Annotated in this window: 11 protein-coding genes; 8 read left to right on the top strand and 3 right to left on the bottom strand. The window is 59.7% G+C overall.

The genetic code is table 11. From position 1 onward, the window contains the following. Nucleotides 1-2: 2 nt before the first annotated feature. The 8 genes from OYW20_RS05470 (at nt 3) to OYW20_RS05435 (ending at nt 9,604) form a co-directional block, all read left to right on the top strand. Nucleotides 3-1,439, top strand: a complete 1,437-nt coding sequence (locus OYW20_RS05470; protein ID WP_268799709.1) for an alginate O-acetyltransferase AlgX-related protein — start codon at nt 3-5, stop codon at nt 1,437-1,439. Nucleotides 1,440-1,446: 7 nt separating this feature from the next. Beyond that, complete coding sequence (locus tag OYW20_RS05465; protein ID WP_268799708.1) at nt 1,447-2,580, top strand: mannuronate-specific alginate lyase; 1,134 nt, start codon at nt 1,447-1,449, stop codon at nt 2,578-2,580. 218 nt (nt 2,581-2,798) lie between these two features. Beyond that, complete coding sequence (locus OYW20_RS05460) at nt 2,799-4,382, top strand: MBOAT family O-acyltransferase (protein ID WP_268799707.1); 1,584 nt, start codon at nt 2,799-2,801, stop codon at nt 4,380-4,382. Nucleotides 4,383-4,392: 10 nt separating this feature from the next. Then, the gene (locus OYW20_RS05455; protein WP_268799706.1) at nt 4,393-5,568 is read left to right on the top strand and encodes an alginate O-acetyltransferase; all 1,176 of its coding nucleotides are present in this window, start codon (nt 4,393-4,395) and stop codon (nt 5,566-5,568) included. A 13-nt stretch (nt 5,569-5,581) separates the two neighbouring features. Continuing rightward, nucleotides 5,582-6,259, top strand: coding sequence for an alginate O-acetyltransferase AlgF (locus OYW20_RS05450; RefSeq protein WP_268799705.1), 678 nt, complete (start codon nt 5,582-5,584; stop codon nt 6,257-6,259). A 278-nt stretch (nt 6,260-6,537) separates the two neighbouring features. Next, nucleotides 6,538-7,992: a mannose-1-phosphate guanylyltransferase/mannose-6-phosphate isomerase gene (locus OYW20_RS05445; protein WP_268799704.1), complete on the top strand. Its 1,455-nt coding sequence runs from the start codon at nt 6,538-6,540 to the stop codon at nt 7,990-7,992. 274 nt (nt 7,993-8,266) lie between these two features. Beyond that, nucleotides 8,267-8,731 (top strand): multidrug transporter, encoded by a 465-nt coding sequence (locus OYW20_RS05440; RefSeq protein WP_268799703.1) that lies wholly within the window; start codon nt 8,267-8,269, stop codon nt 8,729-8,731. Between the two features lie 48 nt (nt 8,732-8,779). Then, complete coding sequence (locus OYW20_RS05435; protein ID WP_268799702.1) at nt 8,780-9,604, top strand: SDR family oxidoreductase; 825 nt, start codon at nt 8,780-8,782, stop codon at nt 9,602-9,604. 123 nt (nt 9,605-9,727) lie between these two features. On the opposite strand, the gene OYW20_RS05430 is transcribed toward OYW20_RS05435, so the two are convergent. From OYW20_RS05430 to OYW20_RS05420, 3 genes are read right to left on the bottom strand one after another with little or no spacing between them, the layout of a single operon-like run. Further along, the gene (locus tag OYW20_RS05430) at nt 9,728-10,600 is read right to left on the bottom strand and encodes an efflux RND transporter periplasmic adaptor subunit (RefSeq protein WP_268799701.1); all 873 of its coding nucleotides are present in this window, start codon (nt 10,598-10,600) and stop codon (nt 9,728-9,730) included. Nucleotides 10,601-10,615: 15 nt separating this feature from the next. Beyond that, nucleotides 10,616-10,816 carry a DUF1656 domain-containing protein gene (locus tag OYW20_RS05425; RefSeq protein ID WP_268799700.1) on the bottom strand — a complete coding sequence of 67 codons (201 nt, stop codon included), beginning with the start codon at nt 10,814-10,816 and terminating at the stop codon, nt 10,616-10,618. After that, nucleotides 10,806-12,992, bottom strand: a complete 2,187-nt coding sequence (locus OYW20_RS05420) for an FUSC family protein (protein WP_268799699.1) — start codon at nt 12,990-12,992, stop codon at nt 10,806-10,808. The genes OYW20_RS05425 and OYW20_RS05420 overlap by 11 nt, the downstream gene beginning before the upstream one ends. Nucleotides 12,993-13,016: the final 24 nt, after the last annotated feature.

Here is a 13,016-nt window from a genome sequence, read left to right as displayed (position 1 = left end):
TTATGCACGCTCAACTGATCAAGTTTCTCAGCCTTTCCGGCCTTGCCGCAGCCATGTTCGCTGCGGGTAATGCCTACGCCGACGATACAGCCCTGCCCGCCTTCAAGGCCGAGCCCTGCTGCAACCTCTGCCCGGAAGCGCATGACGAGAAAAACTACGTTTCCCGCTACCAGCAGAACTTCACCACGCTGGTCCAGGCCCAGGGCGACTGGCTGTTCCGGACCAAGGAAGACCTGCGCACCGAGTTCGATACCACGCCTGAAGGCTATGCGCGGATGAAAGAACTGCACGATGCCTTCAAGAGCAAAGGCGTCGAACTGGTGGTGGTTTATCAGCCAACGCGTGGCCTGGTGGATCGCAACAAATTGTTCCCGGCCGAACGCGACAAGTTCGACTACGACACCGCTCTGAAAAACTACAAGGCGATGCTCGGCAGGTTCGCAAAAATGGGCTACACCGTGCCGGACTTGTCGCCACTGACCAACGAGCAGCAGGCGCACGATTTCTACTTCCGCGGTGACCAGCACTGGACCCCTTATGGCGCCCAGCGCACCGCAAAAATCGTCGCCGGGTCGGTGAAGAAGCTGCCGGAGTTCGCCAGTGTTCCCAAGCGTGAGTTCGAGTCCCACATCTCTGGCCGCATGGGTAAAAAAGGCACCTTGCACAACATGGCCGGGCAATTGTGCAACTCCAGCTACGCGATCCAGTACATGGATATGTTCGAGACCGAGCCCAAGGGCGAAGCCGCCGATGGCGACTTGTTCGGCGATTCCGGCACCCCGGAAATCACCCTCGTGGGTACCAGCCACAGTGGCAAGAACTACAACTTCGCCGGGTTTCTCCAGGAATACATGAGCGCCGACGTCCTGAATGTCTCTTTCCCTGGCGGTGGCCTCGAAGGTTCGATGCTGCAATATCTGGGCAGTGAAGACTTCCAGAAACACCCGCCGAAGATTCTGATCTGGGAGTTCTCGCCGCTGTACCGCCTGGATCAGGAGACCATCTACCGCCAGATGATGTCCTTGCTGGACAACGGCTGCGAAGGCAAACCGGCGCTCATGAGCACCAGCACCTCTCTCAAGCCTGGGACCAACGAGCTGTTGGTCAATGGCAAAAACGGCATCAAGGACGTGCGTAACGGCAGTAATCAGATCGATATCAAGTTCGCCGACACCTCGGTGAAGACCCTTCAGGCCCGACTCTGGTACATGAACGGCCGCCATGAAGATTTGAAAATCGAGAAACCTGAAACATCCGATACCGATGGGCGCTTCGCCTTCGAACTGCGCGATGACAAGGACTGGGCTGACCAGCAATTGCTCGCACTGGAAGTGCAGGGCCCCGAAGCGGGCACTGCGCCACAGCAAGTCGAAGCCAAAGTATGCAAACGCAACGTGTTCCCGAATGTCGCGCGTAGCACCGCGCAAGCCGGGTTATGAGGCTCTTATGCACACTCCAAAAATGATGTTACCCACCCTCCTCTCGCTGGCCATGCTGTCATCCACAGTATTTGCCACCAGCGCCAGCGCCGCCGCGACCCTCGTGCCGCCGCAGGGCTATTACGAGAGCATCGAGAAATTCAAGACCGGTGAAAACAAGTTCACCTGTGAAGCCATTCCGCAGCCTTACACCGACAAACTGGTGTTTCGCAGCAAATACGAAGGCTCGGACAAAGCCCGCGCCACGCTGAACAAGGACTCGGAGCAAGCGTTCAGGGATGCCACGAAAAGCATCACCACCCTTGAGCGCAACACCAGCAAAGTGGTAATGCAATACATGCGTGACGGCCGTCCCGAGCAACTCGACTGCGCGCTGAATCTGCTGACCACCTGGGCCAAGGCCGATGCGCTGGAGTCCACAGACTTCAACCACACCGGCAAGTCCATGCGCAAATGGGCCTTGGGCAGCATGGCCTCGTCGTATCTGCGCCTGAAGTTTTCAGACTCCCATCCGCTGGCCACGCGTCAGCAGGACGCGAAAGTGATTGAAGCCTGGTTCAGCAAACTGGCCGATCAGGTGGTCAGCGACTGGAACGACCTGCCGCTGGAAAAAACCAACAACCATTCGTACTGGGCAGCCTGGTCGGTGATGGCAACGTCTATCGCCACCAACCGCAAAGACCTGTTCGACTGGTCGGTGAAAGAGTTCCGTGTTGCCGCCAATCAGGTTGACGAGCAAGGGTTCCTGCCCAACGAGCTCAAGCGCAAACAGCGCGCCCTCGCCTACCACAACTACGCGTTGCCGCCGCTGGCGATGATCGCCAGTTTCGCTCAGGTCAACGGCGTGGATCTGCGCCCGGAAAACAACGGCGCACTGAAACGTCTGGGTGACCGGGTACTGGCCGGCGTCAAGGATTCCGATGATTTCGCCGCACGCGGTGGCGAGAAGCAGGACATGACGGACCTGAAAAAAGACATGAAATTCGCCTGGTTGGAACCGTACTGCTCGCTGTACGACTGCAGCCCGGATGTCACTGAACAGAAACACAAGATGCAGCCTTTCAAGAATTTCCGCCTCGGCGGCGACATGACCCGCACCTACGACCCGACGCATGAAAAGGGCGAGAAAGGCGGTTCGTAAGGACGGCACCTGATGTACCTGGGCGTGTGACTTTGTAGGAGCGCGCTTGCCCGCGAAAGCGATTTCCAGACGACACAACTGTGTCTGATGTACTGGCCTCATCGCGGGCAAGCGCGCTCCTACAGGTTCAAAGCTTCATGTGTTACCTCCCCCGCTCTGGAGCTGGGGGGTTTGGGGGGGCTTCGGCCCCTGGATGCTGGACAAACGGAGAGATAAGGATGGTTTTCTCATCCAACGTGTTCCTGTTCCTGTTCTTGCCGATATTTCTCGGCTTGTACTACTTGAGCGGGCAACGCTATCGCAACCTGCTGCTGCTGATCGCAAGCTACGTGTTCTATGCATGGTGGCGCGTGGACTTCCTGGCACTGTTTGCAGCGGTCACGCTGTGGAACTACTGGATCGGTCTCAAGGTGGGCGCAGCCGGTGTGCGGACGAAACCGGCGCAGCGCTGGCTGCTGCTCGGCGTAGTCGTCGACTTGTGCATCCTGGGCTACTTCAAGTACGCCAACTTCGGCGTCGACAGCATCAACGCAATGATGACGTCGGTGGGCCTTGAGCCGTTCATCCTGACCCACGTGCTGTTGCCGATCGGGATCTCGTTCTACATCTTCGAGTCCATCAGCTACATCATCGACGTCTACCGTGGCGACACACCGGCAACACGCAACCTGATCGACTTCGCAGCATTCGTCGCGATCTTCCCGCACCTGATTGCAGGCCCGGTGCTGCGTTTCCGTGATCTGGCCGATCAATTCAACAACCGCACGCACACGCTGGACAAGTTCTCCGAAGGCTGCACTCGGTTCATGCAGGGCTTCATCAAGAAAGTGTTCATCGCCGATACGCTGGCGGTGGTCGCCGATCACTGCTTCGCCTTGCAGAATCCGACTACGGGTGATGCATGGCTGGGCGCGCTGGCCTACACCGCGCAGTTGTATTTCGACTTCTCGGGTTACAGCGACATGGCCATCGGCCTCGGCTTGATGATGGGTTTCCGCTTCATGGAAAACTTCAAGCAGCCTTATATCAGCCAGTCGATCACAGAGTTCTGGCGGCGCTGGCACATCAGCCTTTCCACCTGGCTGCGTGACTACCTGTACATCACGCTGGGCGGCAACCGTAGCGGCAAAATCGCCACCTACCGCAACCTGTTCCTGACCATGCTGCTGGGCGGCCTGTGGCACGGCGCCAACATCACCTACATCGTCTGGGGCGCGTGGCACGGCCTCTGGCTGGCGATTGAAAAAGCGCTGGGCATCAACACCACGCCACACAGCTTCAATCCTGTGCGCTGGGCCCTCACCTTCCTTTTGGTCGTGATGGGCTGGGTGATCTTCCGCTCGGAAAACCTGCACGTCGCCGGCCGCATGTACGGCGCGATGTTCAGCTTCGGCGAATGGCAGCTCTCGGAACTCAACCAGGCCAGCCTGACAGGCCTGCAAGTGGCAACGCTGATCGTCGCGTACATCACGCTGGCGTTCTTTGGTCTGCGCGACTTCTACCAGAACCGCGCGCCCCTGAAGACCGACCGCGACAAGCCTGTGCAAGCCGGCGGCGATGTTCGAGCCGATAGCCCCGCAACCGCGCAGCCTGGGATGATCAAAGCCGTGCCGGGCGACAAGCCGGGCAGCATCCATCAGCCGGGTTACACCGTGGGCGTCGAAGCGCAGGTACAGCCGGCCTACTGGACGTTGGACTGGTCTCGCTACGTCATGCGTGGATTGATTCTGCTGATGTTCGTGGCGTCGATTCTGAAACTCTCGGCGGCCAGTTTCTCGCCGTTCCTGTACTTCCAGTTCTGAGGAGCCTGACATGACCCGTTCATTACGAATCCTCTACATCGCGCTGTTTCTGGCGGTCCTGCTGGCACTGGGAATCTGGTCGCTGCGCAGTTTCAGCGGCTTCTCGACGTCGCAGGAAACCACGGTCCTCAACGGCCGCTGGACCAAAGCGGTCGAGACCCACTACGACGAAGAGTTTCCGATCAAGCGTCTGGGCACCAACCTCTGGGCTGCGATGGATTACAAGCTGTTCAACGAAGGCCGTCCCGGCGTGGTGCTGGGCAAAGACCAGTGGCTCTACACCGACGAAGAGTTCGATGCAGTGGCCAACAGCGAACAGAATGAAGCGGACAATCTGGCGTTGATCCAGGGCGTACGCGACCAGTTGAAGACACAAGGCACTGAACTGGTGCTGGCGATCATTCCGGCCAAGACCCGTCTTTATCCGGAGCACATCGGCCGCAACACGCCGGCAACGCTGCACACCGATCTGTATCAACAATTCCATGCGCAAGTGAGTCAGGCCGGCATCTTTGCCCCCGATCTGCTCGCGCCACTGGAAACCGCAAAAAACAACGGTCAGGTGTTCCTGCGCACCGACACTCACTGGACCCCGATGGGCGCCGAAGTGGTCGCGCAGCAACTGGGGGCAGCGATTGCTGCCAAGACGCCGATAGATGGCGATCCGCAGACCTTCGTCACCGAAGCCAAGGCAGCGGAACCGTACAAGGGTGACCTGACCAACTTCCTGCCGCTGGACCCGCTGTTCACCAACCTGCTGCCCAAGCCCGATGAGCTGCAACAGCGCAGCACCAACCCTGCCGAGACACAGACGGACAGCGGCGATGCACTGTTTGCCGACAACCAGGTGGCAGTCGGTCTGGTAGGCACCAGCTACAGCGCCAACCCAAACTGGAACTTCGCAGGCGCCCTCAAACAGGCGCTGCACAGTGACGTCGTCAACTATGCCGAAGACGGCCATGGCCCGATCTTGCCGATGCTCAAGTATCTGCAGACCGACGCCTTCAAAAGCAGCCCGCCGCAGGTGCTGATCTGGGAATTCCCGGAGCGCTACCTGCCTGCTCACAACGACCTTGGCGAGTTCGATCCGAAGTGGATCGCCGAACTGAAAAAGGCGCGTGATCCGCAACAAAATCTGGCGCAAAACGCCGCTAACTCCGAGTCGCCCAGCCGGGCGCAAAACTGAGAGGACTACCCAAATGACCTTACAGCACCCAGCTCACACGACTGCTCGCAAAAACAAAAGCAGCCTGCTCAAAACCTGTGTCCTGGCGGCCAGCCTGGGCTTCGTGTCACTGCACGCATTTGCCGGTGACTCCGCGCTTTACGGCCCCACTGCACCGAAAGGCTCGACCTTTGTGCGTATCTACAACGCCAGCAACGCTGAAGTCAGCGCCAGCGTCGGCAACACCAACTTAAGCGAAGTCGGCCCACTGGCCAGCAGTGACTTCAGCTTCATGCCACAAGGCGATTACAGCGCCAAGATCGGCAGCCAGACGCTGCCGGTGAAACTGGCGGGTGATCACTACTACACCATCGTCAACAACACTGCGGGCGCTCCGCAGTTGATCGAAGAACCACCGTTCAAGAACAAGCAGAAGTCCCTGGTGCGTTTGCAAAACCTCAGCGACAAGTCACTGACCCTGAAAACCGCTGACGGCAAGACCAATGTCGTGGAAGCCGTTAAATCCAAAGGCACCGGCGAGCGCGAAATCAACCCGGTCAAGGTCAGCCTGGCCCTGTACGAAGGCGACAAGAAAGTCAGCGACGTCAAGCCTGTTGCACTGGAGCGTGGCGAAGCCGCCGTGCTGTATGTCACCGGCAGCGGCACCAGCCTGTCGCCAGTCTGGGTAAAGCGCCCGACAGCGACTCGATAAGCGATTTCTGATTCTGGCAGACGGCTTCTGATTCTGGCCGGAGGCCGGAGGAGTAGGGCTTGCCCACGATCTGGCGCGAAGCGGCAGTAAACCAGTCAACGAGGTGATTCAGACACACCTCGATCTCAGGTTTAGGCCTTCGGCAGAAGCGATATATACGGTCGATGCCAGGCCTTGTTGCCAAGAGGGCGCCGACCGATGCAGGACAACAATAAGCAAGACGAAACGACAGACCGACGTACAGCCCATTCGAACGCTTTTGCTATTGGAGAAACAAAATGATTCCAGTGATCTTGTCAGGTGGCAGCGGTTCCCGACTCTGGCCGCTTTCGCGTAAACAGTTCCCGAAACAGTTCCTGGCTCTGACCGGCGAACACACCCTGTTCCAGCAGACCCTGCAGCGCCTGGTGTTCGAAGGCATTCAGCAACCCATCGTGGTCTGCAACAAGGATCACCGCTTCATCGTCAACGAACAGCTGGGCGCTCTGAAGCTGGAGACTCAAGGCATTATCATGGAGCCGTTCGGTCGCAACACGGCCCCCGCCGTTGCACTGACCGCCATGATGCTGGCCAACGAAGGTCGCGATGAGCTGATGCTGGTGCTCCCGGCCGACCACGTCATCGAAGACCAAAAAGCCCTGCAACGTGCGCTGGCTCTCGCTACCGTTGCCGCTGAACGCGGCGAAATGGTGCTGTTCGGTGTCCCGGCTACCAAACCGGAAACAGGCTACGGCTATATCAAATCCACCTCTGATGCGCTGCTGCCCGAGGGCGTGAGCCGCGTGTCGCAATTCGTCGAAAAACCCGACGAGCAACGCGCCACAGAATTCGTCGAAGCAGGCGGTTACTACTGGAACAGCGGCATGTTCCTGTTCCGCGCCAGCCGCTTCCTGGAAGAACTGAAAAAGCACGATCCGGACATCTACGACACCTGCCTGCTGACGCTTGAGCGCAGCACCAGGGAAGGCAGTAACGTCGAGATCGACGAGGCCACCTTCGCGCAGTGCCCGGACAACTCCATCGACTACGCAGTGATGGAAAAAACCCAACGCGCCTGCGTAGTACCCCTCTCGGCAGGCTGGAACGACGTCGGCTGCTGGGCTTCGCTCTGGGCCGTGCACGACAAAGACGCCAACGGCAACGTCACCAAAGGCGATGTCATTCTGCAGGACAGCCGCAACTGCATGGTCCACGGCAACGGCAAACTGGTGTCGGTGATCGGCCTGGACGACATCGTCGTGGTCGAAACCAAAGACGCCATGATGATCGTCCACAAGGACAAGGTTCAGGGCGTCAAGCAGATGGTCAACACGCTGAACGAGCAAGGCCGCAGCGAAACCCAGAACCACCTCGAAGTCTATCGTCCGTGGGGCTCTTACGATTCCGTGGACATGGGCGGCCGCTTCCAGGTCAAGCGCATTTCGGTCAAGCCGGGTGCCAGCCTGTCGCTGCAAATGCACCACCACCGCGCCGAACACTGGATCGTGGTGTCGGGTACGGCTCAGGTCACGTGCGATGAAAACGTGTTCCTGCTCACCGAAAACCAGTCGACCTATATCCCTATCGCCTCGGTCCACCGCTTGCGCAATCCAGGCAAGATCCCGCTGGAAATCATCGAAGTGCAATCAGGCAGCTACTTGGGCGAAGACGACATCGAACGCTTCGAAGACGTCTATGGCCGCTCCAACAACAGCGTAGAGGCGGGCGTAAAAACCCAGACCATCTCGCGCTGATTCTCGCAGCCCACGAGTAACTCCGGCCTGCGCCGACCCTCTGCGTTTACCCCATACGCAGAGGGCTGGCGCAGGCTTTTTTTGTGCTGCGCCGATAACAGTCGTCGCGTTGGAGACTTGCCCGCGAATCGACTGCCCGAGCTACGCTTATCCGGGATTGGCGGTGTCAGCTTCACGGGCAAGCCTCCAACAGTGCCCATGTGCACTCATAGATTTGGTCTACCTCTCCCCTTTCGGTACGATGCCCACATCTGCCCGTTTCGGACGCACTCCCATGATTTTCGGCGCCATACTTTTGCTCACCTGGCTTGTGCTGCTTTTGCGTTATCCGGCCAAGGCGTTGCCGGTCTCACTGGCGGCGGCATTGGGCCTGGGGCTGGTCGCCTTGTTTGTGGTGTGGGAAGACAGCCGCGACGCACAGCGCCTTGAACGGCTGCAATTGCGTATGGACTACGCGCCGCAGCAGTGCCCGATTGGTCGGCCGTTGCTGGTCTTGATCGACAACGGCAACAAGGTGGCGTTGAGTGAATTGCGCTGGAAAGTGGCCGCGTACACACCGGGCGACACCGTCAATCTCGCTGAAGACACCTACACCGCACCGCGCTACCGAGGCCCGGGCGAGCTGCTGCCCGGCAGTCAATGGCAGGATTGCCTGCCGCTGCCGCCACTGCGCGCAGGCTACCGGCCGCAAACGCTGGAGTTTCGTGCCGAACGCTTGCAGGGCAAGTTTTCGGATTAACGCATCGATTGCCCCTCCAACACCGCTCTACGCAAGGAAAATCACGGCATGCCCGTTGTTCTCATTACCGGTTGCTCCAGTGGCATGGGTCGCGCCATGGCCGACGCTTTCAAGTCGGCCGGCTACAGCGTCTGGGCCACAGCACGTAAATCTGAAGACGTTGCCCAACTCAGCGCAGCGGGTTTTACCGGTATAGAACTGGACGTCAATGACGCAGCGGGGATTGACCGGCTAGTGGCTGCACTTGAGCAGCACAACACAACAATCGACGTGCTGATCAATAACGCAGGCTATGGCGGTATCGGTCCATTACTCGACGGCGGTGTGGAAGCGATCCGCAGGCAATTTGAAACCAACGTGTTCTCAATCGTCGGCGTGACGCGCGCGTTGTTCCCGGCCCTTCGCCGCAGCAAAGGACTGGTCGTCAACATCGGCAGCGTTTCGGGTGTGCTGGTGACACCTTTTGCTGGCGCTTACTGCGCTTCCAAAGCCGCCGTGCACGGGATGAACGAGGCGCTACGCCTTGAGCTGGCACCCTTCGGCATCCGGGTAATGGAAGTGCAGCCCGGCGCCATCGACACACAATTCGCCAATACCGCAAGGCGCGAAGCCGAGCAGGTCATTCATGAGGGCTCGGCGTGGTGGCCTTTACGGGACAGCATTCTCGCCCGCGCCAACGCCTCGCAAAACAACCCGACGCCTGTCGCCCATTTCGCGCAGGACGTGCTCAAGGCCGTGCAAAAAGCCAAACCGCCACGTCTGCTGAGGTCCGGCAATGGCAGCCGCGCGTTGCCATTGCTGGAGCGCTTGCTGCCCAAGGGCTTGCTGGATCGGATACTGAGCAAGCGCTTCGGACTGAACGGCAGGCTGTAAAAACCCCGGCCAACCCCTATTCCCTGCAGGAGCGCGCTTGCCCGCGATTGGCCAGTACATCCGATACAAATGCAGCGTCGGAACCTTGCAATCGCGGGCAAGGGCGCGCCTACAGTTCCGGCGTTACAACGTCGAACGGGCCGTTTCAGGATTCACAATCACCGTACACGTGATCCCCGCCGCCAACACCACGCCCGCCGGTACGGAATCCAGATGGATATGTACCGGCACGCGCTGCGCCAGTCGCACCCAGTTGAACGTCGGGTTGACGTCGGCAATCAACTCGCGGCTCTCGGGGTTGTCGCGGTCGTAGATGGCGCGGGCGATGCTTTCGACGTGGCCTTTGATGACCTCACCGCTCATTAGCTGCATGTCTGCCGGATCGCCCACCTTCACGTGAGGCAACTTGGTCTCCTCGAAGAAGCCATAAACCCAGAACGAATTCATGTCGACGACCGCCATCTTGGCCTCGCCGATGCGCGCGTAATCGCCCCGATGCACATTGAGGTTAGTGACGTAGCCATCGACCGCGGCCAGCACGCGGGTGCGTTTGAGGTTGAGTTCGGCGGCCTCCAGTTGCGCCTGGGCCAACTGGTAATCGGCTTGAGCGGAGCTGGCGACGTTGGAGGCGTCTTCCCGGCTTTCGGCCGATATCACCAGATTGTCCATGTCCGCACGGCGGCTCGCGTTGACCTTACGCATCTCCCACGTCGCTTTGCGCGAGGCAACCAGCGCCTGCGCCTGCTTGACCGCCAACTGATAGTGCTCGGGATCAATCTGCATCAACAGATCGCCCTTTTTTACCTGCTGGTTATCACGCACCGGCACATCGACCACGGTGCCGGTCACATCAGCGGCAACGTTGATCACGTCGGCACGTACCCGTCCGTCGCGGGTCCAGGGCGTGTCCATGTAGTGAACCCATAACGACCGGCCTAACCACAGGGCCAACGCGAGCACCAACAACGTAGCGATCAGACTGAAAAGCTTTTTCATCTCAAGCAACGAGCCTCAACGGTAAACAGTGAGCGCCATGGCGGCAAAAATGCAGCTGAACAGGCTCAGACGCAGCAGCGCCGGATGCCAGAAGAAACGGTACAGATCGAACCCGGCCATCAGCCGATCCAATGCCCAGGCGATGACCATCGCGACCACGAACATCACTGTCACGGTGGGCATGTAAACGCCATTGAAAGCAATTTCACGGGGCATGCAGAAGTCCTTGCGGCTCGTGGTGAGGGGCGTAGGCGGCGAGCGGCGATTGCGGATCGAGCAGCGAGGTGCGAATGAAATGCAGGTGGCTTTTGACCCGGCGTAGCGGCGAGGTGTCGAAGTGCGGCGCGAAGGGCTCATCGGTATGCGCCACGCAATTGATCGCATGGTCGACGGCCCTCAAACTACGCGACAGATTGCTGCCATCGGGCTGTATGAACAGACGGATCAGCGAGCGCCCCATGGCCCGGATCGCCTGACGCCAGTGCTGCGATTCGGCGTAGCTGGGGTGCACCGGCAGCAGCGTTTGCTCGCGGCGCAACTCGATGATCGCCTGACCGATTTCCAGCACCACGAACATCCAGCGCAACGCACTGCGCTGCACCTCGGGCCGCCCCGCCGCCAGACCGTAGGCTTGATGCATCAAGTCACGCGTGCGGCTCTCGAAGCCCGAGCGCATGCCGCGCAGCGGCGCACTGATCGCAAACACCACTTGCCGACGCAGGTCATCCTCAAGCCGCGACCACAACCAGCGACTGTTGGGCGGAAGAATGATCGCCCCCGCCGCCGCGCACAGCAGCATGCCGACGACCATGGCGATGTAGTCGTTGATGAATGCATATGGGTTGTAGACGGTCAGGTTGTCCGGGGCCGATCCGATGCAAAAGAAGATCAACAAACCCAGGCCATACCCCGCCCACTGAGGGCGCGAGGTGAGAAAGGCGCCGAGCATGAATACCGGCGCCAGCACCATGCACAACAGTGCAAAACCATCGATCTGCGGGAACACGAAAAACGTCTCGAAAAAGCCCAGCACGGCCCCCAATCCCGTACCGCATGCCATCTGAAACGCCATGCGTCGCGGGTTTGGCGTGGTCGCAGAGAGCGCGACGGTCGCCGCAGAAACCATCGTCATGGTGGCGCCACTCGGCCAGGCGGTCGCCACCCAGTAGACCGACATCACCCCCAGAATGAAGGTGGCGCGGATGCCGGATGCCGCGCACGCCATCCAGTTGGTTTTCGGCACGAACGGTTCGACCCACTTTTCCCGCTCATGGTTGTGATCCGCCAGTGAGGCATGGGTTTGCGCGTAGTCATGCATGTCTTCGACGAAGCGATAAAGCAGCTCGTAGGCGGTGTGAAAATCCAGCTGCTGATCATCGCTTGGCGCATGCCTCATGAACTCGGCGCGCAGCGAACGCACGTGTTCCGGCAGCTCGCTCTTGAACGCACTCAGTTGGCGGGCCAACACCGCTGCATCCGCATCGATCAGCGGCCGGTCGGCAAATGGCGTCAACCTGTCCACCAGCGCCTTGAGTCCCGGCTCTATCGCATTGAGCACCACCGTTTCGTCCCGGCTACGCAGCCGCTCCAGCAATTGGTGCAGCGCGTTGAAGCGCGTGGTGAGGGTCATGAATTCGCTATTCAATCTATTGAGACGACCGTTGCGCCGTCGCATGTGCGGGTCTTCGAACACCGTGACCGCGCGCAAACCTTCCAGCCCTACGGCCTCAGCGATAAAGCGCACGTTATGGGCCTCGAACGCCGCCGGATCCGTGGTACCGCGCAGGCCATCATTGACGAACGCGGCGAACACGCCGAAGCGCTGATACAGCGCGTTGCGCATAGACGCACCGGCGCTTTGCGGCAGGATCGCGGCGGTGACGAGTGTCGAACAGGCAATGCCGAGGGAAATTTCGAGCACCCGCCACATGGCCGCCATGAACGAAGTTTCCGGGTGCGCCAGGGCGGGTAAGCCGGTCATGGCGGCGGTGTAGCCGGCGAGCACAAAACCATAGGCGCGAAAGTTGCGATAACGCGCAGCACCGGCGCAGCATAGGCCCACCCAGAGCGTCAGGCTGCCGAGAAACAGCTCGCTGTTCTGCGCGAACAAGGCCATCAGCAACACCATCACCACCGACCCCGCCAGCGTGCCGAGCAGGCGATAAAAACTCTTGGCGAATACATGCCCGCTCTGGGGCTGCATAACGATGAACACGGTGATCATCGCCGTACGCGGTTGCGGCAACTCCAGACGCATCGCCAGCCAATAGGTGAGAAAAGCCGCAATCAGGACTTTGAAGATGTAGACCCAGGTCACGCCATCGCTGCGCGCCCAACCGTTGAATTCACGGCGCCATGGGAGGTGGGTGATGCGCCGCAGGAGGGAAGTCATTCAGTGCATGACCTGAGGTGACCG

Origin of the sequence: Pseudomonas sp. BSw22131, from assembly GCF_026810445.1 — a bacterium.
In the GTDB taxonomy this organism is placed as follows: domain Bacteria; phylum Pseudomonadota; class Gammaproteobacteria; order Pseudomonadales; family Pseudomonadaceae; genus Aquipseudomonas; species Aquipseudomonas huanghezhanensis.
Note: the sequence above shows the minus strand (reverse complement) of the source record. Positions and strands in the feature narration are given on the sequence as shown.

Excerpts from the sequence above, each read along its gene's own strand:
- OYW20_RS05470 (WP_268799709.1), top strand. The coding sequence starts at position 3 with ATGCACGCTCAACTGATCAAGTTTCTCAGCCTTTCCGGCCTTGCCGCA.
- OYW20_RS05465 (WP_268799708.1), top strand. The coding sequence starts at position 1,447 with ATGCACACTCCAAAAATGATGTTACCCACCCTCCTCTCGCTGGCCATG.
- OYW20_RS05460 (WP_268799707.1), top strand. The coding sequence starts at position 2,799 with ATGGTTTTCTCATCCAACGTGTTCCTGTTCCTGTTCTTGCCGATATTT.
- OYW20_RS05455 (WP_268799706.1), top strand. The coding sequence starts at position 4,393 with ATGACCCGTTCATTACGAATCCTCTACATCGCGCTGTTTCTGGCGGTC.
- OYW20_RS05450 (WP_268799705.1), top strand. The coding sequence starts at position 5,582 with ATGACCTTACAGCACCCAGCTCACACGACTGCTCGCAAAAACAAAAGC.
- OYW20_RS05445 (WP_268799704.1), top strand. The coding sequence starts at position 6,538 with ATGATTCCAGTGATCTTGTCAGGTGGCAGCGGTTCCCGACTCTGGCCG.
- OYW20_RS05440 (WP_268799703.1), top strand. The coding sequence starts at position 8,267 with ATGATTTTCGGCGCCATACTTTTGCTCACCTGGCTTGTGCTGCTTTTG.
- OYW20_RS05435 (WP_268799702.1), top strand. The coding sequence starts at position 8,780 with ATGCCCGTTGTTCTCATTACCGGTTGCTCCAGTGGCATGGGTCGCGCC.
- OYW20_RS05430 (WP_268799701.1), bottom strand. The coding sequence starts at position 10,600 with ATGAAAAAGCTTTTCAGTCTGATCGCTACGTTGTTGGTGCTCGCGTTG.
- OYW20_RS05425 (WP_268799700.1), bottom strand. The coding sequence starts at position 10,816 with ATGCCCCGTGAAATTGCTTTCAATGGCGTTTACATGCCCACCGTGACA.
- OYW20_RS05420 (WP_268799699.1), bottom strand. The coding sequence starts at position 12,992 with ATGACTTCCCTCCTGCGGCGCATCACCCACCTCCCATGGCGCCGTGAA.